The sequence below is a fragment of the Brevundimonas sp. UBA4553 genome, assembly GCF_002387245.1.
Classification (GTDB): domain Bacteria; phylum Pseudomonadota; class Alphaproteobacteria; order Caulobacterales; family Caulobacteraceae; genus Brevundimonas.
Map to the genome: position 1 here is coordinate 116,696 of NZ_DGLD01000019.1, position 25,427 is coordinate 142,122.

23 protein-coding genes are annotated in these 25,427 nt (G+C 67.5%); 12 read left to right on the top strand and 11 right to left on the bottom strand.

The window, feature by feature from the left end; genetic code table 11:
• Position 1: 1 nt before the first annotated feature.
• The 4 genes from B4A39_RS13000 to B4A39_RS13015 all read right to left on the bottom strand — a co-directional run bounded on the left by B4A39_RS13000 (position 2) and on the right by B4A39_RS13015 (position 7,008).
• Positions 2-2,494: a S9 family peptidase gene (locus tag B4A39_RS13000; protein WP_292036966.1), complete on the bottom strand. Its 2,493-nt coding sequence runs from the start codon at positions 2,492-2,494 to the stop codon at positions 2-4.
• A complete protein-coding gene (locus tag B4A39_RS13005; RefSeq protein ID WP_292036967.1) occupies positions 2,494-5,394 on the bottom strand; it encodes a TonB-dependent receptor in 2,901 nt (966 codons plus the stop codon). Before B4A39_RS13005 ends, B4A39_RS13000 begins: the two co-directional genes overlap by 1 nt.
• Positions 5,395-5,519: 125 nt before the next feature.
• Entirely contained in the window at positions 5,520-6,515 is a 996-nt protein-coding gene (locus B4A39_RS13010; RefSeq protein WP_292036968.1) for a FecR family protein, read from the bottom strand.
• Between the two features lie 10 nt (positions 6,516-6,525).
• Complete coding sequence (locus B4A39_RS13015; protein WP_244093384.1) at positions 6,526-7,008, bottom strand: RNA polymerase sigma factor; 483 nt, start codon at positions 7,006-7,008, stop codon at positions 6,526-6,528.
• A 447-nt stretch (positions 7,009-7,455) separates the two neighbouring features.
• On the opposite strand from B4A39_RS13015, the gene B4A39_RS13020 reads away from it, so the two are divergent.
• From B4A39_RS13020 to B4A39_RS13060, 9 genes are all read left to right on the top strand, one after another.
• Positions 7,456-7,767 carry a helix-turn-helix domain-containing protein gene (locus tag B4A39_RS13020; protein WP_292036969.1) on the top strand — a complete coding sequence of 104 codons (312 nt, stop codon included), beginning with the start codon at positions 7,456-7,458 and terminating at the stop codon, positions 7,765-7,767.
• An 82-nt stretch (positions 7,768-7,849) separates the two neighbouring features.
• Positions 7,850-8,248, top strand: coding sequence for a nuclear transport factor 2 family protein (locus tag B4A39_RS13025; protein WP_292036970.1), 399 nt, complete (start codon positions 7,850-7,852; stop codon positions 8,246-8,248).
• A gap of 321 nt (positions 8,249-8,569) precedes the next feature.
• The gene (locus tag B4A39_RS13030) at positions 8,570-9,538 is read left to right on the top strand and encodes an arsenic resistance protein (RefSeq protein WP_292036971.1); all 969 of its coding nucleotides are present in this window, start codon (positions 8,570-8,572) and stop codon (positions 9,536-9,538) included.
• A gap of 52 nt (positions 9,539-9,590) precedes the next feature.
• Complete coding sequence (locus B4A39_RS13035) at positions 9,591-9,926, top strand: ArsR/SmtB family transcription factor (RefSeq protein WP_292036972.1); 336 nt, start codon at positions 9,591-9,593, stop codon at positions 9,924-9,926.
• 7 nt (positions 9,927-9,933) lie between these two features.
• The gene (gene arsC / locus B4A39_RS13040) at positions 9,934-10,359 is read left to right on the top strand and encodes an arsenate reductase (glutaredoxin) (protein WP_292036973.1); all 426 of its coding nucleotides are present in this window, start codon (positions 9,934-9,936) and stop codon (positions 10,357-10,359) included.
• Positions 10,356-11,441: an ACR3 family arsenite efflux transporter gene (arsB, locus tag B4A39_RS13045; protein ID WP_134581263.1), complete on the top strand. Its 1,086-nt coding sequence runs from the start codon at positions 10,356-10,358 to the stop codon at positions 11,439-11,441. Before arsC ends, arsB begins: the two co-directional genes overlap by 4 nt.
• Positions 11,441-11,857: a GNAT family N-acetyltransferase gene (locus B4A39_RS13050; protein ID WP_134581262.1), complete on the top strand. Its 417-nt coding sequence runs from the start codon at positions 11,441-11,443 to the stop codon at positions 11,855-11,857. The genes arsB and B4A39_RS13050 overlap by 1 nt, the downstream gene beginning before the upstream one ends.
• Positions 11,857-12,612, top strand: a complete 756-nt coding sequence (arsH, locus tag B4A39_RS13055) for an arsenical resistance protein ArsH (protein ID WP_134581261.1) — start codon at positions 11,857-11,859, stop codon at positions 12,610-12,612. Before B4A39_RS13050 ends, arsH begins: the two co-directional genes overlap by 1 nt.
• Before the next feature lie 346 nt (positions 12,613-12,958).
• On the top strand, positions 12,959-14,986 hold the full coding sequence (locus tag B4A39_RS13060) for an NAD(+) synthase (RefSeq protein WP_292037347.1): 2,028 nt from the start codon (positions 12,959-12,961) through the stop codon (positions 14,984-14,986).
• A 114-nt stretch (positions 14,987-15,100) separates the two neighbouring features.
• On the opposite strand, the gene B4A39_RS13065 is transcribed toward B4A39_RS13060, so the two are convergent.
• The 6 genes from B4A39_RS13065 to lspA form a co-directional block, all read right to left on the bottom strand.
• Positions 15,101-17,038 (bottom strand): cytochrome c/FTR1 family iron permease, encoded by a 1,938-nt coding sequence (locus B4A39_RS13065; RefSeq protein ID WP_292036974.1) that lies wholly within the window; start codon positions 17,036-17,038, stop codon positions 15,101-15,103.
• Between the two features lie 137 nt (positions 17,039-17,175).
• Positions 17,176-18,588 (bottom strand): dihydrolipoyl dehydrogenase, encoded by a 1,413-nt coding sequence (gene lpdA, locus B4A39_RS13070; RefSeq protein ID WP_292036975.1) that lies wholly within the window; start codon positions 18,586-18,588, stop codon positions 17,176-17,178.
• A gap of 63 nt (positions 18,589-18,651) precedes the next feature.
• The gene (locus B4A39_RS13075; RefSeq protein WP_008261169.1) at positions 18,652-19,911 is read right to left on the bottom strand and encodes a cytochrome P450; all 1,260 of its coding nucleotides are present in this window, start codon (positions 19,909-19,911) and stop codon (positions 18,652-18,654) included.
• Between the two features lie 112 nt (positions 19,912-20,023).
• Positions 20,024-20,428 (bottom strand): MerR family transcriptional regulator, encoded by a 405-nt coding sequence (locus B4A39_RS13080; RefSeq protein WP_008263014.1) that lies wholly within the window; start codon positions 20,426-20,428, stop codon positions 20,024-20,026.
• A 78-nt stretch (positions 20,429-20,506) separates the two neighbouring features.
• Entirely contained in the window at positions 20,507-20,854 is a 348-nt protein-coding gene (locus B4A39_RS13085) for an MAPEG family protein (RefSeq protein WP_153923203.1), read from the bottom strand.
• Positions 20,855-21,044: 190 nt separating this feature from the next.
• Positions 21,045-21,569 carry a signal peptidase II gene (gene lspA, locus B4A39_RS13090; protein ID WP_008258720.1) on the bottom strand — a complete coding sequence of 175 codons (525 nt, stop codon included), beginning with the start codon at positions 21,567-21,569 and terminating at the stop codon, positions 21,045-21,047.
• 204 nt (positions 21,570-21,773) lie between these two features.
• On the opposite strand from lspA, the gene B4A39_RS13095 reads away from it, so the two are divergent.
• A complete protein-coding gene (locus B4A39_RS13095; protein ID WP_146756750.1) occupies positions 21,774-22,256 on the top strand; it encodes a hypothetical protein in 483 nt (160 codons plus the stop codon).
• 223 nt (positions 22,257-22,479) lie between these two features.
• Here the strand turns inward: B4A39_RS13095 and B4A39_RS13100 are convergent, their stop codons facing one another.
• The gene (locus B4A39_RS13100) at positions 22,480-22,815 is read right to left on the bottom strand and encodes a hypothetical protein (RefSeq protein WP_162790673.1); all 336 of its coding nucleotides are present in this window, start codon (positions 22,813-22,815) and stop codon (positions 22,480-22,482) included.
• A gap of 189 nt (positions 22,816-23,004) precedes the next feature.
• On the opposite strand from B4A39_RS13100, the gene B4A39_RS13105 reads away from it, so the two are divergent.
• Complete coding sequence (locus B4A39_RS13105) at positions 23,005-24,210, top strand: TolC family protein (protein WP_292036977.1); 1,206 nt, start codon at positions 23,005-23,007, stop codon at positions 24,208-24,210.
• Complete coding sequence (locus B4A39_RS13110) at positions 24,210-25,418, top strand: efflux RND transporter periplasmic adaptor subunit (protein WP_040349349.1); 1,209 nt, start codon at positions 24,210-24,212, stop codon at positions 25,416-25,418. The genes B4A39_RS13105 and B4A39_RS13110 overlap by 1 nt, the downstream gene beginning before the upstream one ends.
• The last annotated feature ends 9 nt before the right edge of the window (positions 25,419-25,427 follow it).

Below are 25,427 nucleotides of genomic sequence, written 5' to 3' on the forward strand. Positions count from 1 at the left end.
CCTAATCTGGGATCCCGCGACCAACCGTTTTCTCATCCTCGGTGCGATCGAGGTTTGGGCGCGAAGCTGGGAGGGGCGTCTCGATCGGGTGAGACGGGCCAAGGTAGCGGTTGAACCAGTCGAGAATGCGTAGGTGCAGGTCTCTGATGTTCGCAGGACTGGCGAATTCGTGGCTCTGCCCGAAGTAGGTGACCAGCTCCGCCTCGCGATTGAGACGGTAGAGGGCGCCGAAGATCGAATCGAAGCGCGATCCGTCGAAGTCGCTTTGGATAAGCAGGATGGGCGTGCGGATCCGATCCACTGCATAAAGCGGGCTGCGCTCGACGTAGCGGTTCGGATTGGTCCCCAAGGGCACGCCAAGGCCACCCTGTCCGCCCTCGAGCCACCCGCTCTGAATGGCCACGCCCGCTTCCCCGCTCAACTGTGAATACAGGCGTGGCTCATAGGCTTCGCTGAGGTCGCCATAGCCGTTTGAGGCGATGATCGCCTTGAAGTCATCCGTCTGCGTCGCGGCGCGAAGGACGCCGTATCCGCCGAAGCTGTGACCGACCAAGGCCGCGCGCGTGGCGTCGCAGCGGTCTGCCGCGCAGCCCATCTGGACGATCGAGACGAGCTCAGGTCCTAGGTGATCGAGGTCCGAGGTGGGTGAGGCCTGCTGCGGCAAGCTGGGCATGAGCACGGCGTAGCCAGCCGCTGAAAGGATGGCCGGATTGATGTGCAGCTTGAGGGTGCCCGGCAGGAGTCGTCCGGGCGGCGTTGGGAAGGTCTGGCCGGGATAGGCGATCACGACCACCGGCGGAGGACTGGACGTCGGGACGGCGGGTAACAGTAACCAGCTGCGCAGCGGCTGCCCCTCCGAACCCGTGTGTTCGATCGGCACGACAGCGCCCCAGCTGCGGCGATCGAGGTCGTCATTGACGGAGGCCAGCTCGACCGCTCCGGTGTCGGTTCGCAGGCGGACCTGCGTCGCACCGCCCGGCGAACGGCGGCGGGTGACGACGAAGGTGTCGTCCGGGCTTGCCGCGACGACGGTCTCGTCGTCGGCAAGGGCGCCGAAGCAGTGCGCCGGACCGCTGGATCGTCGCAAACAGTCCTGCGCGTTTAGCAGGACAGATTGGCCGAGCCGCTCGGGCGCTGGATTTTGCGTGGCCCGCGCGCCGAGATCGCTCGCCGTCCCGGCATCGACGAGCCGTCCCTGGAGGTCGGCGGGAGAGGGCTCTCCTCTGAGAGGCGTCAGGCCTGTCTGTCGCGCGAGGAAGGTTGCGCCGTCGAAGCGGACCAGGGCTTCGCCGTCCTCGACCTGGGCAAAGATCCGGCGTCGTCCGCTACGATCGTTTGTCAGCCAGGCTTTCGAGCCGTCGGCCAGACGAACCTGAACGACAGGGCGATCGTCGTCCCAACTGGCCCGGGCGATGGGGATCGTCTGGCTATCGCCGTCGATCCACGGTGTGGCCGTGTCCAGGTCGATCGCCTGCGCGGAGCCGCTGTGATCAAGCAGCCAGAACCGCCCGGCCTCGAAACGGCCCCCGGGCTGTCTCGCGAACGCGATCAGCCGGTCCGAGCGCGGCGACCATGTCATCAGGTGCGATGTAAAATCCTGATCGGGCAAAGGCTCGACAGACGATCCCGTTTCAAGGTCGGCCAGGAGGATGCGCCGAACCCGTTTCGGCGTTCCGGTGAAGAGCACCGTGTCCAGGCCGTACTGGATGTCTGCGCCGTCAAGCAGAGCCGCTGCCGTCTGCCCGTCCGGCGACAGCGAGACGTCGATGATGGCGCCTTCGACGAGGAGGGTCTCGCGCCCCGTTGTGAGATCGACTCGAAGGAGTTGAAGCGGCGTGCCTTTGTCCCGGGTGTCGCGCGCCGCCCCACTCGAGATGGAAATCGACGATGGCGAATGTCCGGCCTCGGCCCGCCGCCAGAGTTCGGTCTGCTTCACGACCGACTGGGCGTAGACCCCGATGATGTAGGGCAACACACCATTTCGCCGGGCGACGACCAGGAGCTCGCTTTCCGAGCGCCAGACGACGGTTTCACCAAAGCGCGCCGGCTCCGGTGACAGGTCGAGCCACCGCATCGCGCCGGTGGCCAGCGTCATCACCCCCAGGCTCCAGCCGGTCTCGGAGAGCCGATAGACCACCATCTGCGCGCCGCTTGGCGAGAATGGCCCCGACACGAAGCCCTTCGAATGGCCCGGATCCTCAAGGCTTTGACGAAGGACGCCGTCTGTCGCGGAGAAGACCTGCAGCCGGCTCAAAAGCGTCTCGGTGTAGAAGTCGTATTTGTAGGTGCTCGCGCTGTTCCAGGGTGCCTGTCGCTCCAGGACGATCCAGCGGCTGTCCGGCGATATGCGGACATTGCCGATGCCTTCTTGCCCGACCAGGTCGTCGATCGTGAAGGGGGGAAGGCCGCCGGGCTGGGCGGGCGTCTGACACAAGGTCGGGCTCGCGGCGACCAGAAGGGTCGCCGCGGCCACAAGGCCGAGGAACGGTTTCATCACCAGGCCCGCGTCAACTGGATGGAGATGAATCGGCCAAGAACATTGGTGTTTGCGGCGTCGTAGGCGACGCCCTCGGGGGCGTCGTAGAAGGGCGGATCGGTGTTGAGAAGGTTCTGCACGTTCACCGTCAGCGTCGTCCCTTCGAGCGGTCCGCGCATCGGCGCGTAGCGAATCTGGACGTCAGCTGTCGTCCATGAGCCGATGGGGCGACCCGTAACGTCAGGGTAGCCCCCGACGTAGTTGACCGCCGCCGAGGCGCCCCAGTCGCGACGGGTCCAGCTTGCCGACGCCCGCGCCCGCAGATCGACGGGCAGGTTGGGACCATTGATGCCGGACTGAACGGGCGCGGTCGGGGTCGCGCGGGTATCGAACCGGTCGAGATAGGTCAGGTTGGCGTCGAGCTCGAACGCATGGTCGCCGACGTCGAAGGCGTAGCCGAGATTGGCGTCGATCCCTTCGAGCAGCACGCTGGACGTGTTCACAAACCGGGCATCGACGATGGCGCCGTAGGCCTCGGCGGGGAACAGATCGGCAAGCGCTGTCGTCGGCAGGTCCAGCAACGCCTGCATGTCGGCGCGGTCCTGCGCGTTGTTGATCGGATCGATGATGCGAACGAAGGCCGACAGGGCGGGGTTGGTGAGGGCGGTGGTGAGGGCCGTGAAGGCGGGCTGACCGATCTGGTTGTCGAAATCGATCCGGAACAGATTGAGGCCCACGCGAAGGCCGGGAAGAACCACTGGCCGATAGTCTCCGCCAAGCGTCCAGCTCTTGGCCTGCTCGGGCTCAAGGTCGGGATTGCCGCCGTAGAGAATTTCGGCAAGCACCTGCTGCGATCCGCGCGGGAGGAACGTCGGGCTCTGGTCCGCCGTCTCGTTCAGTTCGCGCAGCGCCGGCGCCCGAAAGGACTCGCCGTAGTTGGCGCGCAGTATCAGTTCGGAATAGGGCTGCCACAGAACCCCGACCTTGGGGCTGGTCGTTTGACCGGCGTCGGAATAATTCTCGAACCGACCGGCGATCGATAGCTCAAGCCTCTCGAATCCAGCGCGGCGGTTTGCGGCACTGAAGAGGGGGATGCGGACTTCCGCGAAGGCGGACGCCACCTCGCGGTCGAAGGCGACGGGGACGCCGACCGACGGCGCTACGCCTGATGTGAAGCTTGTGTCCTGACGTTCGAAGGTCTCGCGGCGGAAGGCGACGCCCGCGGCCAGTTTGGCGTCCCCGGCGGGAAGGGTGAACAGGGACCCGTCCGCCAGGGCATTGACGGACGAAACCGTCGTCTCCCCGACCCCGCGCGCCCAGCCGGAGCCAATGAACGCCAAGGCTGCCGGCGAGCTGTTCGAGCCGTCGGCGAAGGGATTGAAGTATCCATCGCGCGGTGCGCTGTAGGCGGTCGCCGGATTATCGGCGATCGCGCCGAGCGCCTCGCGCAGGAAGGTAGAGTTCAGCTGATTGCTGCTTGAGTTTTCACCGTGTTCGCGCGCGTAGGCGGCGTAAGTGTCCAGCCGCCAGCTTCCTGCCAGATCGATCTTGGCCCCGATCGAACCGCCCAGGCTTTCGGCGCGGCCTTCGATCCTCGGATTGCCGAGATCGCGGCCGAAATTATAGGCGATGATGTGTGATGTCGCGCCTGTCGGAGACACAAAATAGGGGTTAGCTGCGGTCACGGTGAAGGTCGTTGGAAACCCTTGAGACACCGCCTCAAACTCGCGCAGGCCATAGCGAACATCGGCGTTGACCGAGACGCGGTCGCCGAGGTCCTGATTGAGGACCAGATAGGCGCTGTGTCGGTTTTGCTCCGGCAGGACGTTCAGGCCCTCGCGGTGATTGTAGAGATTGCCCTGACCGACGATGAAGTCACTCGGGCTCAGGCCTTCGCCATTCTGCCCACTGGGGATGGCGTAGGTGGGGACATAGCCGCCGGCTGCGGCGTCGAAGACGACGATGTTGCCGGGGTTGCTGAAGATGCGACGCCGGTCGGATCCTCCGAACCGCCGCAAGTCCGCGTCGTTCGCCCGGTCCCGCTCGGATGCCGCCAGGCGGCTGCGGTCATTGTATTCATAGGTGCCCAGGACCGAGCCTGACGACCACCGGCTCCCTACGGTGTGGGCAATCTGGAGCTCATCGCTCGCCCCATCCGAGGTGACGCCGTACCGGACCCGCGTCTCGGCGCCGTCATAGTCCTCACGCAGGATGATGTTGACCACGCCGCCCACGGCATCCGCTCCGTACAGCGCTGACGCACCATCGAGCAGCACGTCGATGCGGGCCACGGCGCTGGTCGGTATTGTGGAGACATCGGCGAAGTCGCCCTTGTTTCCTGTGCCCGCCATTCGTCGGCCGTTGACCAGAACGAGAGTCGCATCGCTGCCCAAGCCGCGCAGATTGACGCCCGAGGCGTAAAAGCTGTTCGTACCCGTCCGGTCGCCGCCGTTGCTCATTGCGGCATCGTTACCGGTGCCGCCAAAATTCTGGGGCAGGGCGGCAAGCGCTTGGGCAACTGTTCCATGCCCCTGTCGGTCGATATCGCCCCGGGTCACGGTGATGACTGGCGACGGGCCGTCAGCGACGCCGCGGATCAAACTGCCAGTGACGATCACCTCGTCGATCTCAATCGCCTCATCTGCTGCCTCCGCCCGGACGGAAGGATCAAAGACGACCAGAGTGTTCGGGCTCGTGCGCCGCGCCCTCAGGCCCGTGCCCTGCAGTAGCGCGGTCAGCGCCTGATCGGTCCGCAGCGCGCCGCTGACGCCCGGAGACTGACGGCCGGCTACGAGGTCGGTGGAATAGAGGATTTGCTCGCCGCTCTGCGCCGCGAACAGCGGAAGAGTGGTTTCTAGCGGGCCGGCCGGGACGCGGAACTGGACGGCAGGGGATTGCGCCTGGGCGACGACAGGCATTGCCGCCGCGACAGCGAGTGCTCCGAAAGCAGACGAACAGAGACCGATACGCATAATAATCCCCCGAAATGGATATCCGCACAGACGCGGTTCGGGGAAGAGACGAAGGGGCGCGGCAAAACCCCTCAGCGCGCGCTCATAATTTTCGCGGGGGCGTCACGAATGACGATCTGACCGGAAGCCGTGCGGTCGGCGACGACCGGATAGAGCTCGGTCAGCGCGGACACGAAGCCCTCGACATCGCCCGTGTTGAAAGCGCCGCTGACAGCGATATCGGCGATGGCGGGCGCATCCAGGACGACCTTGGACGCGGTGTAGCGATTGACCTCGGCCACAGCGGCTTCGACGGTGTCGCCGGCGAAGATGAGGCGGCCGGATGTCCAGCTGGTCTCCGACGCCGCATCCACCGACCGGACGGCTGGACGAGGCGAGGCGGTGACAATCTGCTGGCCCGGGGCGAGGGACCATCGCGGCGTGGCTTGCCCCCGGTCTACGACATCGACCTTGCCTTCGACGAGCGTCACCTGCGCGCCGCCGCCCGCGCGGCGGACGTCAAACCGGGTTCCCACGGCGGTGACGTCGGTCGCGCCGGCGCGAACAACGAAGGGGCGGGCAGGATCGCCCTCCACATCGAAGAAGGCCTGGCCGCTCGCCAGCTCTACAGCACGGCGACGGCCGGTGAGCCTGACGGTGATGCGAGACTCGGTGTCCAGGGTAACCTTTGACCCATCGGCCAGGACGACGATCCGCCGTTCGCCCAGCCCGGTTTCATAGGACAGAGGACGGGCAGACCACATTGTCACGCCGACAACCACGGCGGCGACGGCCGCCACGGCGCCGATCGGTAAAAGGCCTTTGGCGAGGCGGCCCTGCAGTTTGCGCGAGGCGTCGGCGCGTGCGCGGGCCCCTGCAGTCAAGGCGGCGATATCGGCGTCGCCCTTGAGGCTCCCGGCCGCCTCCCACATCGTTTCTATCCGGGCATAGGCTTCAGCGTTCGCAGGAGTGCGGCGCCATTGACTGAAAGCAGTGATGTCCGAAGCCGCCACCCGCTTCTGGTTGAGGGTGGCGAACCACGACGCGGCCTCGCGTCGTCTTACGTCCAGGTCATTATCGGCAGTCATCGTTCGTGCCTTAGACGTCCAGTTGGGCCATGCAGTGCTCAACAGCCTTGGCCATCCGCCGTTCAACCGTAGCCAGGCTGATCCCGTGGGCCAGAGCAATCTCCGGATATGTCATACCGTCAAACCGGCTCAAGACGAAGACGTCCCGATACAGCGGCGGCATGGTCAGGAGAACCTGCTTGAGGTGAAGCCGGTCGACAGGCGCGTCGGCCGCTGTGACCCACATAGGAATCGCCCCCTGCATCGCCCGGTCCCGCAGCGCCATCCGGCGTCGCTCGTCGCGAACCAGGTTTAGCGCGACGCGAAGAAGCAGAGCCTTGGGGTGGCGGATATCTTCGAGGAGATAGGGAGCCAGGCGAAGATAGGTTTCCTGCACCACATCGGCGGCTTCATCGGCGCCCACACGTCCGCGCAGCCGTCTTCCCAACCACCCCGAATAGCGTCGGTAGAGCCCATTCAGGCTCGCCGCAGCGCCCGGATCCATCTCCTTCACATCGCTCAAGGCGACCTCCCGCCGGTTTTCAGGAGGCAGGAATCCGAGAGCGCGCCCGCCTCGACCGGGCGCACACAGGGGTGCGCCGCGGTCACCAGCGGACGGACGCCGCGCGTCGAGGCGCGGTCGTAAAGATTGAGCTTCGCACAGGGGATTCCCGGCCCCTGTCGACGCAAGCGCCGACGGCCGACAATGAATCAAAGCGAGTCCCGGTGCAAGGCGGAGGGGTCGGGCGAGGAATCCTCTGCGAAGAGGCCCGCTACTTCAGGGTGAAACGCCGCCTCCGCCGCTGACGGACCCCGGCTCAAGTTGCGCCCGTATCTGACGGCGCCCGACGCCGGACTGTGTAAGCGGTCGCCAAAGCAGGGGCAATCAGTCTCTGGCGCTGGCTTCGATCCTGAGGGGCGGCGGGTCCGACGTCGATTCTCCGCAACTTTCTTGCGGAGAATGCGCAACTCCCCTGTGTTGCTCGTGGCCGCTGGTCCGTTCAGCCTTCACCGGTCAATCGCGAGTGAAATCATGGCTCCGAACCTCCAACCGAATGTCGGCTCTCGAGTATTCGCCTTGAGCCCGCGAGAGCTGGAGTGCCTTTTGTGGGTCAGTCGCGGCAAGAGTTCGGGAGATATCGGCGCCATCCTCGGATTGTCGCCGCGCACGGTCGACAGCTACCTTGAGAAGGTGTGCTCGAAGCTGCGCGTGCGCACCCGGATAGAGGCCGTCGCGGTCGGGGTGGGGGCTGGGGTTATCGAACCGGAGTGACATCGTTGGTCACACGCGATACGCGAGTTTTCCGATGAGAATCGGAGCATGATTGCGCGCCTGAACGGTGATCAGGTCGCTTATGCCCGGAGACGTCGTCCAAGCTTTCGCCGGGGAGATCGCATCACGCGATGTGCGTCGCCTCGAATCCTATCTGTCGGAGCAGGTCGCGGCCCAGTTCGACATCGCGGGCGAACTCGTCGGACGTACAGCGCTTCTCGGCTTCTGGCGTCGGCTTTTCCAAAGCTATTCTCTGTTCGAACTTCACATCCTCAAGTCCGTCACCCAGGGCGAGTTGGTCATCGCCGAAAGCCTCTATCTGCTGGCCGCGAACCGTGGCCTCGTCATGAACGTCCGCGTCATCAACGTTTTCGAGGTTGAGAAGGGCGTGATCACTCGGTGGCGCGATCACGCCGATCTGGCCGAGGTGCCTCTGGCGGAGAAGGATCGTTGGCGTCGCCTCAGCGCCGCCCGTTGGTGAGGAGGGGAGGGGGCGGGCCGGGAACTTCTGTGTGAAGCTCGACGTCTTCACCCGTGATCGCCGCCGACGCAGAACGTCCCCTGGCTCAAGATCAAAGGCTATCCGGTCGAGGCCCGCCGGGGACCATCTTAGCCGGAGTAGGAACCAAGCCAAACCCTTGAGTGCGGTGCGCGCGCCAGAGCTTGCGGGCGTGCGCCGACGCCGCTCGAACGCCGCCAGTGATCGGTCCACCCTCTGACCCGCGGAACGCAGGACGAGGCTTGACAGGCCGGGGCGTTCGCGCCCGTTAGGGGGGGGGGCAGTGCGAAGTCAGGATCCGGGATGAACACGTCTGAACTTCGCGACGGCCTCGAAGCCCGACAGGTCTGGATCTATTTCGCCGCCGTGATCGTCGCGACGGCCATTGGGTTCGTGATCCCGGGCACGGCGGTGCTGGAATCGGCGATCAATCCGGCGCTGGCCCTGATGCTGTTCGTCACCTTCCTGCAGGTGCCCGTCGCCGCCCTCGGCCGGGCGCTTCAGGAATTGCGGTTCATGGGCGCCTTGCTGGCCGTGAACTTCATCGCCGTGCCTCTGCTTGTCCTGGGCCTGGTGCAGTTCCTGCCGGCCGATCCCCTGATCCGTCTCGGCGTGCTGATGGTGCTGCTCTGTCCCTGCATCGACTATGTCGTGACCTTCGCTCATCTGGGTCGAGCGGATGCCCGGTTGCTCCTGGCCTCGACACCGGTGCTGCTGATTGCCCAGATGGCGCTCTTGCCCATCTATCTGCGTCTGTTCCTCGGCGCCGAGGCGGCGGCCTATGTGCAGCCAGGTCCGTTCATCCACGCCTTCGTCTGGCTGATCGCCATCCCGTTCGTTCTGGCGGCGCTGGTCCAGACCTGGGCGGCCCGCAGCAAAACGGGCGAGCGAGTCTCGTCTGGTCTCGGCCTGGCGCCGGTGCCGGCCACGGCCTTGGTGCTCTTCATCGTCGTCGCCGCGGTCATGCCGCAACTCGGACAGACCCTCGACCGGACCCTGAGTGTCGTGCCGGTCTATGTCGCCTTCTCCGTGCTGGCGCCGCTCATCGGATGGGCCGTCTCGCGGCTCGCAGGGCTGACGCCGGAAGCCGGCCGCGCCGTCGCCTTCAGCGCCGGGACCCGCAACTCGCTCGTGGTCCTGCCGCTGGCCCTGGTCGTGCCCGGCGCCATCCCCCTGGTCCCGGCCATCATCGTCACCCAGACTCTGATCGAGCTCCTGGCGGAGTTGGTCTACATCCGCGGCATCCCCGGGCTGGGACGTCGGTCAGCCTGATCAGGGGAACGCTAAAGCTTGATTGTTTCCATAGTTCGACTAATTCAGAACTATGGAAACGGAAGCCTCGATTCTCGCTCTCGCCGCCTTGGCGCAGTCTACGCGGCTGGAGGCGTTTCGTCTCCTCGTGCGCCACGAACCCGGCGGTTTGCCGGCCGGTGAGATCTCGAACCATCTGGCCATCCCGGCCAATACACTGTCGTCCCATCTCGGCGTTCTGACCCGCGCGGGGCTGATCAGGTCGGAGCGGCGCAGCCGCTCGATCATTTACCGGGCCGACCTGGACCGGTTCCGCGGGCTGGTCCTGTTCCTGCTTAAGGACTGCTGCGAGGGGAGGGCGGGCCTGTGTCAGCCCTTGCTGGCCGAATTCGCACCCTGCCGCCCCTGAGGATCCCATGGACGTCGTCATCTATCACAACCCCGCCAGCGGGACGTCGCGCAACGCGCTTGAGCTGATCTGCCATGTCGGCATGGAGCCGCACGTCGTCGAGTATCTGAAGACCCCGCCGTCGCGGGCCATGATCGCCTGGCTGGCCGAACGCACCAGCGCGCCGCTGCGCGACCTGTTACGCGAAAAGGGCACGCCCTTCGCCGAACTGGGCCTCGGTGATCCAGGCCTCAGGGACGATCAACTGCTCGACGCGATCGAGGCCCATCCGATACTTCTCAACCGCCCGATCGTCGTCAGTCCCCTGGGCGTTCGACTCTGCCGGCCATCGGAGGCCGTGCTCGATCTTTTGCCCGACGACGATCTCAAACCCTTTACCAAGGAGGACGGCGAGGTCGTCATCGACGCCGCCGGCCAGCGGGTGAAGCGATGATCGACACCCCCGTGACGACTACGTCGCCGCGTCGCCTGTCCTTCCTCGACCGCTGGCTGACGCTGTGGATCTTCGTGGCCATGGGTCTCGGCGTGGCTCTGGGGACGCTGGCGCCGGGTCTGCCCGCCTGGATCAATAGCCTCTCGATCGGCACGACCAACATCCCAATCGCCGTCGGTCTCATCCTGATGATGTACCCGCCGCTGGCCAGGGTCCGGTACGAGGCGCTGCCGCGTGTCTTCGCCGACAAGCGGGTGCTGGCCCTGTCGCTGTTCCAGAATTGGGTGCTGGGCCCGGTGCTGATGTTCGCGCTGGCGGTGATCTTTCTGCGCGATCAGCCGGAATACATGACCGGCGTCATCCTGATCGGACTGGCGCGCTGCATCGCCATGGTGCTGGTGTGGAACCAGCTGGCGCGGGGCGATAACCAGTATGTCGCCGGTCTCGTCGCCTTCAACTCGATCTTCCAGATCCTGTTCTTCAGCCTCTACGCCTGGATCTTCCTCACCGTCCTGCCGCCCCTGTTCGGCCTGCAGGGCAGTGTGGTGGACGTCAGCGTCTGGACCATCGCCGGGGCGGTCCTGGTCTACCTCGGTCTTCCCTTCCTGGCCGGCTTCCTGACCCGTCGCAGCCTGATCGCCCGCCGGGGCGCCGATTGGTACGAGCGGCGCTTTCTGCCGCGCATCGGACCGATCACCCTGATCGCCCTGCTGTTCACCATCGTGGTCATGTTCAGCCTCAAGGGCGGGGAGGTGGTGGCCCTGCCGCTGGACGCCCTGCGCATCGCCATTCCGCTGACGATCTACTTCCTTGTGATGTTCGTGGTCAGCTTCCTCATGGGCAAGCTGATCGAGACCGACTATCCGCGCACCACCGCCCTGGCCTTCACCGCGGCCTCGAACAATTTCGAACTGGCCATTGCCGTCGCCATCGCGGCCTTCGGCCTGACCTCGCCGGTCGCCTTTGCGGCCGTCATCGGCCCGTTGGTCGAGGTGCCAGTGCTGATCCTGCTGGTGTCAGTTGCGCTGTGGATGGGACGCCGCTGGTTCCCGGATACGGCTCCGCCGGCGGACGCGGCCTGATGGTCGTCCTGCATCTCCTGGACGCGGATGACGTCGGCCTGATCGCGGCCCTGCGCGGCGCGGGTCTGCCCGAGCCTGGCGCTGGTCGATACTTCGCCGCCCACGAACACGGCGGCATCGCCGGCTATGTCGGCCTGGAAGGGGAGGGGCAGGATCTCCTGCTGCGCTCCCTGGTCGTGCTCGCCGACCTGAAGGCCCAAGGGATCGGGAGCCGCATACTGACCGCCGTCGAGGCCATGGCGAGCGATCTGGGTAGCGAACGGCTTCACCTGCTCACCACGACGGCCGAGCTATTCTTCGCCCGGCGTGCTTTCGTCTCCGCCGAACGGGCGTCCGCGCCCCTTGCGATCCGGCAAACCCGCGAGTTCGCGGACGTCTGCCCGGCGTCAGCGGCCTATCTCATCAAGGACCTCTGATGACTTTCGCCCGCCTGCGGCCGCTGCCGGATCCGGATCACCTGCCGGCTCTGGATGCAGCCTATCTGTCCGCCGACCCCGCCCGGGGGCTAGGTCCGACCGATCCCGCGCCGCGGATCCTTCTCTTGTATGGATCGCTGCGCGAGCGGTCGTATTCGCGGCTCTGTGTCGAGGAGGCGGCCCGTCTGCTGCAGCGAATGGGATGCGAGACCCGCATCTTCGACCCCTCCGACCTGCCCCTGCCGGGCGCGCCCGGCGACGACGACCACCCGGCGGTGCGCGAGCTGCGCGAGCACGCTTTCTGGTCGGAGGGCATGGTCTGGTGCAGTCCGGAACGGCATGGCCAGGTCTCCGGCCTGATGAAGCTGCAGATCGACCATCTGCCGCTCAGCCTGGGCGGCCTGCGCCCGACCCAGGGCCGCACCCTGGCGGTGATGCAGGTGTCGGGCGGGTCGCAGAGCTTCAACGCCGTCAACACCCTGCGCCTGCTGGGCCGCTGGATGCGGATGATCACCATCCCAAACCAGTCCAGCGTGGCCAAGGCCTTCCAGGAGTTCGACGAGGCCGGCCGGATGAAGCCCTCGGCCTACTATGAGCGGATCGTCGATGTGATGGAGGAATTGGTGCGCTTCACCATCCTCACCCGGCCGCACGCGGCCCAGCTGGTGGACCGCTATTCCGAGCGCAAGGCGGCCGGGATTCCCCTCGACGCCGCCTCCGATCTGTCGGGGATCGTCATCGCGCGCCAGGCGTGACCTCCCCTCGACCACGCGAACACGCCTCGCATTCCTCCCGCCTTAATACGGACCTTGACGCCATGGCCGCGGCGGCCGCCGAGCATCGCGATGGCCGTAACTCGCCAGAAGTGGCGAAAGGCTATTCTCCGGGTGACGTTCTCATCCTGACGAACCTCCAGGCCCTTGCCGCGCTTAGCAAGGGGGACCAGGCGCGGGCCGTCCGGCCGAGAACAGTAATGCCCGAAGCGGAATAGGAGCAGGACGTGCCTCGCAACGCAGCCGATTTCCTGTCGATTTACCAGCAAGGCTTCGTGAGGTCGCTGCGTGCCGTCCCGTTTGCAGGATCGCGGATCCGGCGTTCAATCTGGAGCAGACCCTGAGGCTCGCCCGTGAGGGGAACGAGGCCGGGACCGCGTTGATGGTTTTCCCGGAGCTCGGCCTGTCGGGCTATTCCATCGACGACCTGTTTCTGCAGCGGGCGTTGCTGGACGAGGTCGAGCGGCAACTCGTGAACCTCGTGGCCGAAAGCCGCGATCTCCACCCGGTCATACTGGTCGGCGCGCCCCTCCGTCGTGAGGGACGTCTGTACAATTGTGCGGTGGCTATCCACCGGGGGCGGATCCTTGGCGTGGTGCCAAAGGGCCATCTGCCCAACTACCGCGAGTTCTATGAAAAGCGATGGTTCGCCTCCGGGCGGGATGTGGAAGGCGAGATTACGATCGGGGGCGAGACCGTTCCATTCGGAATGGATCTGCTGTTCCAGGCCGACGACGTCGATGGCCTGATCTTTCATGTCGAAATTTGCGAGGATGTGTGGGCGCCCGCGCCGCCCAGCGACTTCGCCGCGCTCGCCGGCGCGCTGATTCTGACGAACCTGTCCGCAAGCAACATCGTGGTGGGAAAGGCGGACACGCGGCGAAGACTTTGCGAGCTGCAGTCCGGCCGCTGTTGGGCGGCCTACATCTACTCCGCGGCCGGGTATGGAGAATCGACGACCGACCTGGCCTGGGACGGACAGGCCTGTATCTACGAGCTGGGGGCGCAGCTCGCGGAGACCGAGCGCTTCAGCCTGGGGTCCCAGATGGCCGTCGCGGACATAGACGTGGAACGGCTGCAGCTGGAACGTATGCGTACCGGCACCTTTAACGAGGCCGCGATCGCCAACGGGATGCCCGACCGGCGCTTTCGCCGGGTGACCTTCCATCTTGATCCGCCAGTTCACAACCTCGGCCTGCGACGACGCATCGACCGTTTTCCCTTTGTGCCCAACGATCCCTCCCGCCTCGACCAGGACTGCTACGAGGCGTTCAACATACAGTTGAGCGGGCTGGCCAAGAGGCTTGAGGCGACCGGAACAGCCAAGATCTGCATCGGCGTGTCCGGAGGGCTGGATTCCGCGCACGCCTTGATCGTCGCGGCCAAGGTCTTCGATCTGCTTGGACGTCCGCGCACGGACATTCTCGGGATCACAATGCCCGGCTTCGGCACGAGCGCGAGGACCAAGTCTAACGCCTACGCCTTGATGAACGGGCTCGGCGTGACCGTCGAGGAAATCGACATCAAGCCGCTCGCCCAGCAGATGCTGCAGGACCTGCGCCATCCGTTCGCGAGGGGCGAACCTGTGTACGACACGACGTTCGAGAATGTGCAGGCCGGGCTCCGGACAGATCTCCTGTTCAGGGCCGCCAATCAGCGAAACGGCATGGTGCTCGGCACCGGCAACATGTCCGAGCTTGCGCTTGGCTGGTGCACATACGGCGTTGGCGACCAGATGAGCCACTACAACGTCAACGGCTCGCTCCCGAAAACCCTCATTCAACACCTCGTCCGTTGGACAGCGGCGAACCGCCTGTTCGACCCCGCGGTGTCCGACGTCCTGCTCGACATCCTGGCGACAACGATTTCACCGGAGCTCATCCCGCAGACGGCCGAGGGCGAGTCGCAGAGCACCGAAGGCAAGATCGGCCCCTACGAGCTCCACGACTTCTGGATCTACTATCTCACCCGGTTCGGGCTGCGGCCCTCCAAGATCGCCTTCCTGGCCTTGCACGCCTGGCAGGACGCCGCCGCCGGGAATTGGCCGCCGGGCTTTCCGGACGAGCAAAAGCGGGCCTACCCCATCGGGTCTATTCGCAGCTGGCTGGAGGTGTTCCTGCAGCGCTTTTTCGCCAATCAGTTCAAGCGCTCGGCCCTGCCGAACGGACCCAAGGTCACGACAGGCGGTTCTCTGTCGCCGCGGGGCGACTGGCGCATGCCCTCGGACGCTCATGGCCAGGTCTGGATCGACGAGCTGCATCGCAACGTGCCGGAGGTTCTTGATCCCGCAAGCGACGACATTCCAACGAAAGAGCCCGATGTGCTGCCCGCCGGAGGCAAACCCATCGTCCGATAAGGCCGTCGCCCGGCTGCGAACTCCGGGGTCGGAGGGGCGGTTCAGGAACCGGAAGCCGGCGCCTGCCCATCCGGCGCCCGGCGGGGCGGAAGATTAGGTGAAGGGCTGGCGACCCTAGCCGATGTCCGCCGGCCGCGCGCCCTTCGGCGCCGCATGCCGGGAGAAGCCGACCACGAGGATGGCGATCGTCAGCAGCTGAACGGCGACGCCTTCGACCGTCGGGTAGAGGCCGAGGATTTCGATCCGGGGGATCCAGGCCAGCGGGTGGACATCGAGCCAGCCTGCCTCCTGCAACGCCGCCACCCCCTTCCCGACGAGGACGACCGACAGGATGGCCATGAGGATCGAGCTCAGGGAGAAGAACCGGCCGATCGGCAGGCGCTTGCTGTAGGCCAGCAGGGCCCAGGCCACTATGGCCAGGATGACCACCGCCGTCAGGGCGCCGGCCAGCATGCCGAGGTGGCCGCCTTGGCTCCAGATCGCCGCATAGAAGAGGATGGTCTCGAACACCTCCCGGTAGACCACGACGAAAGACAGCAGGAACAGGAACCAGGCCGACCGTTTCGACAGCGCGTGGGAGAGCTTGTCGCGGATATAGGTCTGCCAGGCGTCGGCGTGCGACTTGCCGTGCATCCAGATGCCCACCGAGACGAGCACGACGGCGGCCAGAAGCGAACCGAACCCTTCGGTCAGTTCCCGGCTGGCACCGCTGATGGAGATGAAGAAGGTCGCGGCCGCCCAGGTGGCCCCGCCGGCGACCAGCGCGGCGACCCAGCCGCCGTGGACGTAGCGCAGCACCTCGGGCCGTTCGGCCTTCCTGAGGAAGGCGATCATCGCCACCACGATGAGCAGGGCCTCTAGGCCTTCGCGCAGCAGGATGGTGAAGGCGCCGAGGAAGCTGGCGAGATTGTCCGCCTCCTGGGGCGCGAGGGCCCGCTCGGCCGTGTCCAGCAGGGCGTTCGCACGAGCGACCCGACCGGCGACCTCCTGGGCGGGCGCACCCCGGCTGATAGAGACGCGCAGCTCGGTCATGGCGGTCTCGACCCGGCGCAGCAGGGCGCTGTCCCGGGCGCCGAGGGCCGGCTCGATCGGCTCGACGCCGTCGAGGTAGGCGGACAGCGCCGCGTCGGTGGCGGCCTTGCGATCGCCCCGTCGATAGGCGGCCTCGCTCTCCGCCAGGCGCGTCCGCGCCAGGGTCAGCGTCGATCCGGCCGGGCGCGCCGCGGCCTCGGGATGACGTCGCAGATAGGCGGTCAGGGCCCGCGCCCGGGGTTCGCCGAGGCGGGTGGCCAGCTCGGCCGGCGTGGTCTGGGTGAGGGCGGCCAGGTCGGGAAAGGCCGCGCGGACCGCCGGATCGCCGTCCCACAGGCGCTTGCCCTCGGCGGCTTCGGCGTCGGTGAAGGCGAAGCGGCCGACATAGAAGGCCAGCGCCCAGCGGTCCTCGGCCGGCAGGTGCGAGAAGCTGGCCATCGCCGTGCCCTCCAGCCCCTGGTCGATCACCTGATACAGCCCGAAGACGCTGCGCTGGCGCGCGCGCTCCACGTCGGCGAAGGCGATCGCCGGCGGATCGAGCCCTTCGGCGCCGGGGCCGTCGGCGCGCCCGGTCACGCCGTGGCAGACCGCGCACTGCTCGGCGTAGAGGGCGGCGCCGCGGGCCAGGTCGGGCGGGAACGAGGGCGCCAGCGGGCTCGGATAGGCCGTCAGCACCGCGCCGGCCAGGGCCTTGGCCCGGGCGCCGACGACGGCCGGATCCGCCTTGTCCCGGATGGCCGCCTGCAGGCCCTCTGCGTCGCGCATCAGGGCGGCCTTGGCCGGGTTGGCCGGCAGGGCGTCCAGACGCGTCCGGATCTGGGTGCTGAACTCGATCATCTCGCCGTATTCGGCCGGATTGACGATCTCGCCGTCGGCCACTGCGCCGGCGTAGTCGACCGCCACATAATCCAGCAGCCGCCAGGCGACCTGGGCCTCCGAGGCGGACGGCGCCTGGGCGAGGGCCGGGGCGGCCAACCCTAGGGCGAACAGCAGGGTGAGCAGACGGAGCAGAGGACGCATGGGAGACCTAGTTGTGAGCGGCTCGCAATAGCATTCAAGCGACGCCGCTGTCGCGTCTAAACCGCGGACGCGCCCGGGCCCGCAGAGGCGGCCGCGATCGCGGCTGCCGTCGGGTCAGACTTCGTAACGCGCGGCCGTCAGAGGTGGATCGTGCGCTCGGCTACCGCCAGGCAGGCTTCGCGCAGGGCTTCCGGCAGGGTCGGATGGGCGTGGCTTGTGCGCGCCAGATCCTCGGCCGCCGCGCCGAACTGCATGGCGGCGACCGCTTCATGGATCAACCCGCCGGCCTCAGGGCCCAGGATGTGCACGCCGAGGATCTTGTCCGTCGCGGCGTCGGCCAGAACCTTGACCAGACCGTTCTTCTCCAGACGCGCCTTGGCCATGGCGTTGGCGGAGAAGGGGAAGCGCCCCACGCGGTAGGCCACGCCGGCCGCCTTGAGGTCGTCCTCGGTGCGGCCGACCGAAGCCAGTTCCGGCCAGGTATAGACGACCGCCGGAATCGTTCCGTAGTCCACATGGCCCGCGCCCCCCGCCAGGCGTTCGGCCAGGGCGATCCCTTCCTCCTCCGCCTTGTGGGCCAGCATGGCGCCGCCGATGACGTCGCCGATGGCGTAGACCCCGTCGGCGCTGGTCCGGAACCCTTCGTCCACCGGAATAAAGCCCCTGCGGTCGGGCGCAATGCCGACCGTTTCCAGATCGAGCCTGGCGGTTGCGGGCCGTCGGCCGATGGAGACCAGCACGACATCGGCCTTGATGGTTCCTCGCGCGCCATCGCCCATGGGCTCGACGTCGAGGACGACGTCGTCGCCCTCCATCCGCGATCCGACCACCTTATGCCCAAGGCAGAACTGGAAGCCCTGGGCCTCGAGCACCTTGTGCAGCGCCGCCGACATCTCCGAGTCGACGCCGGAGGCGATCCGGTCGAGCACCTCGATGACCGTGACCTCGCTGCCGAGCCGACGCCAGACCGACCCCAGCTCCAGTCCGACGTAGCCGCCGCCGATCACCGCTAGATGGCGCGGCGCCGCCGTCAGGCTCAGGGCGCCGGCGGAGGTGACGATCCGCCGCTCGTCGATGGGCAGGTCGGGCAAGGTCGCCGCTTCCGATCCGCTGGCGATGACCACCGCCTTGCTGGCCTGCACCTCGAAAGCGCCGTCCGCGGCGCGCACCTCCACCCGGTCGCGCGCCAGCAGCCGCCCGCGGCCCTGGAAGCGGGCGACCTTGTGCTTGCGCAGGAGGTAGGCGACCCCTTCGCCAAGCTCGGTCACCATCTTGCCCTTGTGCCGCATGACACCGTCAAGATCGGCCCGCACATTGTCGACCATGACGCCGAACGCTTCGAGATTGCGCGCCATCTCCAGCCGCTCGGTGGCCTGGAGCAGCGCCTTGGACGGAATGCACCCGATGTTCAGGCAGGTCCCCCCGAGCAGTTCGCGGTCGTTGATGACCGCCACCGACAGGCGGAGCTGGCTCGCCCGGATCGCACACGGGTATCCGCCCGGCCCGCCGCCGATGATCACCAGGTCGTAGGAGGTCGTCGAACGGCTCATGGCGTCAGCCTTTGCTGCGAGTGGATGGGAGAGAAGGGCCCCGGCCAGCCCGAGGAAGCGGCATCAGGCGCCCCCCTCATTGAGGGCCGCGTCGCGCGTCTCCATTCGGAACCCGCTTCCGGGGAGGGCCGGCAGGCGGCGGAAGTCGATCTCCAGATCCTGATCCGGCAGCCGGTAGTTCAGGTCGGCGAGCAGGCCGACGGCGCGCTCCATCAGCTCCACGACGATCCCTTCGCCAGGGCAACGGTGACCGGTCGCCGCATCCCCACCGCCCTGGGGGATGAGACCGAACGGATCTCCGGAGCCGTCGCTGAACCGCTCCGGCCGGAACGCCTCGGGATCAGTCCAGTGTGCGGGATCGTGATTGGAGCCATAGAGGTCGAGGACCACCTGACGGCCCTCCGGGAAGACCAGGTCGCGCCAGCGAAACGGCGCGCGCACACGCCCGATCACTGCCGGGAAGAACGGATAGAAGCGTCGGACTTCCTGGACGAAGGCGCGGCGACGTCCGGCGTCGGCGTCGGCCAGACGGGCCGCATCCGGGTGAGCCTGCATCGCGTGCGCCACAAACACGATGTAGACCGAGGTCGCGACAGTCGGCCGCAATACATTGGCCAGTTCGACCGCCGCCGTGTGGATCGGCAACGGTTCGCCGTCCGCGGCGCGGGTCCAGGCCCAGGCGTGGGCGGCCGTGTCCGGATCCGGCGACAGACGGCCGGCGCGAATGTCTTCAATGATCGAGCCCAGCCAGGCGTCGACGCGGCGACGCGCGTGCCTCGACCACAGATGCCGGGGGCCCCGCGATCCCGCCGCGTCGAACAGCGCCCTCAGGTGACGGACCCGTTTCGCCTCTTCGTGCGGCTCGAGCGGCACGCCGGCCCAGGCGCAGACGGCCCGCGTTAGCACCGGCTGCAAGGCGTCATACAGCACGATGTCGTCCTCGCCGGCCCATTCGACGGCCGCGCGCCGCCACTCCGCTTCGAACAGTTCGCCCAGTCGCGCGACACGGGCTGGCGACATCAGGGACATGAACACGCCCTTGCGGGCGCGGTGGGCCTCGCCGTCCAGCCCCTGGACGCCGCCCTCGCCGAGCAGCGTGCGGCGGACCGGCGCCGGCATGGCGCCCGCCCGCACGATGCGGGTCTCGTCATAGAAGATCCGCGCCGCCTCGCGGCCTCTCAGACAGGTCGTCTCCTTCAGCGCCAGGCGGGTCTCGACGACGTCGGCGCCGGCCTGCTCGAACAGGTGGGAAAGGCGCCGATAAGGGTCTGTCAGCAGGGCCAGGGTCTGGTCGCCGTGTCGCGAGGTCGGCCGATGCGTCATCGAAATCCTCCAGAAGGACGGGCGGTCCGCGACGGGAGCCGCCAATCGCCTCCAAACGTCGCGGTGGGCTAATGGCTCCGGGGTCTTTGCGCCTTCCGGATCTTCCACAGGGTCAAAGCGGCGCGGATGGATCGTGCAACGCCTCGATCACCTTGCAGGCGGAGACCCGGCCCCCGGCGCATTCCGTCGTCATCCGCGACAGTTCGCGCTGGAGGGCGCGGAGCCGGGCGATCTTCTGTTTCACATCGGCGAGATGACGTTCGGCCAGGGTGCTGGCCTCGGCGCAGGGTCGATCGGGGTGATCCGACAGATCAAGCAAGGAGCGGATCGAATCCAGATCGAAGCCCAGCTGGCGGGCATGCCGGATGAATGACAGGCGGCGCTCCGCCGCGTCGTCATACATGCGCCGGTCGCTGGCGGTGCGCGGCGGCGGCGGAAGCAAGCCGATTTCTTCATAGAAGCGGATGGTCGGAACCTTGACGCCCGTGGCGGCGGCCAGTTTGCCGATGGGGCGCAACCCGGACGAGGCGGGAGAGGGGAGGGGCATCGCGTCAGCTCGTAACGGCGGGTGAAAGGCATCTGGGGCGGGGAGGGATCATCGGCCCAGCCCCATCAGGACGACGGCGATGCCGAAGGCGGCAATCGTGGAGGCGCCGGTGAGCGCCATGCCGAAGGCCGGGGCCGCCGCGCCCTGCGCGTAACCCAGGGCGAAGAAACCCCGACCAACCAGATAAAGAGGGACCAACACCGGCAGCAGGATCATCTCCTCGCCGCGCAGCACGGTGGCGAGCACCAGGTGGGCGCTCACCGCCAGAACGGTCTGTTCAAGCGAGTTCTGTAGCACGGCGGCGGGTAGGGCGAGCCTGGCGCCGGGCGCCGCATCGGCGGACCCGGCCGGTCGGCGTCGGACCGGAACCGGATGCTGGCCACCACCCTCAAACACCCCGCGAGCCACAGGAAGACCGGGAGATTCGCCTGCAGGGCATAGGCCAGCCTATCGGCCGTCGCCATGTCGCGCGCCGCGCCGAGAAGGGGCGGGGAAAGCCGCAGCCAGGCGGAGGCCGCCGCTGAGGCGGTGATGAGAATCGCCGGCGCCGAGCGGACGGCGATCGCCCTCTGTTCGGCGGGAAGCCTCATCGCGCCGCCCGTCCCAGGGTCGAGGACGCCGCGCGGCTGTCCGAGCCCCGGACGGTGAGGAGGAGCAGCGCGACGCCGCAGACAATGGCCGCATCGGCGAGGTTGAAGGTCGGCCAGTGCGCCGCCCCCCAATGAAGATCGATAAAATCGGTGACCGCGCCAAAGCGTAGCCGGTCGACGAGGTTCCCGATCGCTCCACCGGCGATGAGGCCTGCGGCGGCCGCCGTCACGGCGCTGCGCGTGCGCCAGATCCACGCCAGCAGGGCGCCGATGATCAGGGAGGCCACGGCGCTCAGCGCCCAGCGGCCGACGGCGCCTGAGCCGGCGAACAGGCCGAAGGTGACGCCGGGGTTGAACCCGAGACGCAGCGCGAGAAACGGCGTGAGGTTGATCGGAGCGTCCAGCTGAGCGCGCGCCGCGGCCTTGGCGGCCTGATCCACGACGGCGATCAGCGCCGCGAGCGCGAAGGCGATCGTCTGCAGGCGGCCGGGAACGCGTCGCGTCGGGTGCATGGTGATCATGAAGCCTCCAATGGATTTCAACTGATTTTGGGCCCTCTAGTTACTAGAGGATCAAGCTGGTTTTATCTGACAGGCGTTTCTTTCATGGAAGCCATGCATTCTCGGCATGATCGTCTAGCCATTGGGAGATGCATGCTTCTCGCGAAAGGGTAATCCGATGACTGAACCCCCTCTCGTCCTGTGCACTTCCTCGCCCGGCTGCAGTTGCGGCGTGGCCTCCAGGTTCGACAGCGCCACCCCGCCTACCGGCGCATCATGATCGCGGTGATCGCCGTCAACTGCGCCGCCTTTATGGCCATAGCCAGCGGCGTGTCCCTGCAAGGCTCGGCGCCCCCTGGGCGCCAATGTGCTCAACTTCCTGGCCGACGCGCCACCTACGGCATCAGCCTGGCCGTGATCGGACGTTCGGTCGCCGTGCAGTCCGGGGCGGCCAATGGCCAAGGCGCCAGCCTCGTTGCGTTGGTGCTGTTATTCCTCAGCTACGCGATCTCGCGAGCCACCTCCGGGGCGCCGTCCCGTGGCATCACCGGACTGGGCCCTCTGGGCTTCTTCGCCAACGCCCTGGCCGGCTTACTGCTGGTAAGCCACTGCGCAGGCGACGCCAACGTCCGCTCGCTCTGGCTATGCGCGCGCAACGACCTTACCCAGAGCCTGGCGTCGCGGCGACCGGCGGAGCGGTCTGGCTGACCGGTTCACGATGGCCCGACCTGATAGCGGGAGCGCTACTCGGGTGAAGATTGCGCATTCTGCAATCTCGATCCACCTGCAGACGCAGCGAAAGAATCGGACGCGATCAGCGTGCGCTCGCTTAAAGATCGCTCGACGTTGCTGAATAGGTCGAGATGGCCGACGACGCGCCACTCTCGGCCTTGCATGTCGACTTTCCCTCTCCCTCACCGCGGATTGGTGGTCACTCGAAACAGTCGCAGCCCCCGAACACTGTAACAGATTGCTTGATCGCCCGAATGAAAGTATCCACCACGCGATGGCGTGGCCAATTGCGACATGGGCAAGACTGATACTGGCGGTGACCCTGGTCTCCGCCGTGTTTTTCGTCGCCCCGATCGCTGACGCCGCGACCTGCGTCCCGGAGACGGCATCGGCTCACGCCATGGTCGTTGAAGATGCGGGCGATGGCGACCAGGTCGACCCTGGCGCTGGGCACGGAGTCTGCACCCACGGCCACTGCCACCACAACGGAACTGCCCGTGCGGATGTCGCCGACCACATCGCGATGCAGATCCACGCGCGGCCTGTTCACGCCTTCCCCTCGAGTGATTTTCCGTCGTCGATCTCTCCCGACGGCCTGAAGCGCCCTCCCAGAGTCTGACCGGACGTCTGCGCCGCCGTGCGCGCGAACTCGTGTCAAATTTCTGGAAGATGAATCATGCCTCCCTCATATCGCAGGCCGCCGCGTTTCGCGGTCGGCTGCGCGTTGGCCGCATTCGCGGCCGTGCTGGCCAGTCCCGCTTGGGCTGACCCCGCGCCGTCCTTCGCCGAGCTGCTCGCCCAGCTGGGTCAAACCCCGGCCACCCTTGAAGCCGGCGCCCTGTCGGACGCCGCCGAAGCACGTGTCCGCCAGGCCCGTGCGAGGCCTAATCCGACGATCGCTCTCGACGCCGAGAACGCTTTCGGCACGGGGCCCTTCTCGGGCTACGCCAATGCCGAAACCACCTTGTCGATCAGCCAGGACCTCGAGCTGTGGGGACGTCGGACCGCGCGGGTCAATGTCGCCCGCGCGGAAGCCGGAACCGCGGCGCTGCAGCGGGATCTCGCCATCATCGACGCCGCCGGAAGGCTCGCTCAGGTCTATGCCGATGCGGAAGCCGCCCAAAGGCGGGCTGCTCTCGCGGAGGAAAGCCTCACCCTGACCATCGCCGATGCGAGGGCCGCCCTTGTTCTTGTCGAGGAAGGCCGTGAGCCGCTGCTGCGCGGCATCCAGGGGGAAAGCGAAGCGGCTGCGGCGCGTGCCTCTCGCGATGAAGCCGTCGCGGAGCGCGACGCGGCCTTCGCGCGGCTGACCGCAGTCGCCATGCTGGCGGCTCCGGTCACGACGATCGACACCAGCCTGCTGGACCTCGCACCTGCCGCGACCTTCGCTCCCCCGGCGGAGGCGCCGCCCGTTCGCGTCGCCGAGGCTCAGCGCGCGGCCGCCGAACGCAGGATCGATGTGGAGCGGATCCGCTCGCGCCCGGACATCAACGCCAGCGTTGGTGTCCGTCGCTACGAGATGGAGGACGCGACGGCGCTGACGTTCGGCGTCAGCATGCCGCTGCCCCTGTTCGACCGCAACCGCGGGAACATCGACGCGGCGCAGGCCGACTTCCGGGCTGCGGATGCGCGGCTCCTGGGCGCCCGCCAGGAGGCCCAGGCCGATCGCGCCGCGGCGCGGGCGCGCCTCGCCGCCTCCGTGAGCCGGGTCTCCGCCGCCGATGCGGGGGTGGCGTCTGCCGAGGAGGCCTACCGTCTGTCGCGGATCGGATCCGAAGCGGGGCGCATCTCCCAACTCGAGCTGCGGGTCACCCGTGCAGCCCTGATCTCTGCCCGAACTTCGGCCGTCGATGCGCGCCTTGCACGCGTCCAGGCCGAGATTGAACTTGCGCGCCAGGACGGCCGCGCCCCCTTCCAAGGAGCCCAATGATGCGCAAGCGCACATCCAACAAGACGTTGCTGATCGGCGGCGCCGCCGCCGTCGTTCTGCTTGGCGGAGGCGGGCTGTTCCTGCTCACGCGCGGGCCGGACGCCGCTCCAGCCGCCGCCGAGGGTGAGGCGGGTCACGCTGAAGAAGAGGGCGCCCACGCCGAGGGCGAAGCCGGCCACGAAGGCGAGGCCGAAGCGCCGGAAGGCTTCGTCGCTCTGAGCGCGGCCCAGGCCCAGGCCGCCAACCTGATCGTGGTCGGCGTCGGTCGGGGAGGGGGCGCCGAAACCCGGCTCTCCGGGCGGGTCGAGCCCATGGTCGACGCGCGCGCCGCTGTGGCGGCGTCCGTCGGCGGGCGGGTCGAGCGGGTTCTCGTAGCTCCGGGCCAGTCGGTCCGGATCGGTCAGCCCCTGGCGAGCGTCGTCAGCGGTGAAGCGGCGACGTTCCGCGCGGACGCAGACGCGGCGGCCGCCGAAACTGAAGTGGCGCGCCAGGCTTATCAACGCAACCGCAATCTGGCGGACCAGGGCGTTGTCGCCCGACAGGAGGTCGAGGCGTCCCGCGCGCAACTGCTCAGCGCCGAAGCCGGCGCCCGCGCGGCTCGCGCGCGGTCCAGCGCGGCGGGCTCGCCCAACGCTTCGGGCCGCCTCAGCGTCACCAGCCCCATCACCGGAGTCGTGACCAGCGTCCAGGTCGGACCGGGCGGCTTCGTCGCCCCTGGCGGCGTTGTCGCCGAGGTCACCAACCCGGCCAGGGTTGAGCTCGTCTTCAACGCGCCGCCTGCTTTGGCCGCCAATGTAAGGGCCGGGGCGCCTCTGCGGGTCAGCAGCCCCAGCGGCGACTTCGACGCCATCGTCACCGGCGTTGCCGCAGGCGCGGGCGGCGAAAGCGGCGCCACGGTCATTCGGGCCCGGCCGACGGGCTCTGTCCTCCCGCCGGCCGGTTCCGCCGTCACGGGGGCGATCGTGACGGGCGAGACGACCGGCGGTCTCACCGTGCCGACCGAGTCCGTCCAGACCGTCGACGGCAACACCGTCGTCTTCGTTCAGGTCCCGAACGGCTTCCAGGCCCGTCCGGTGCTCGCCGGTCGTCAGGCCGGGGGGCGGACTGAAATCCTGCGTGGCCTCACCGGGGCTGAACGGGTCGCCGGCACGAACGCCTTCCTCCTCAAAGCCGAGCTCGCCAAGGGCGAGGCCGAGCACGGTCACTAGGGGCGCACC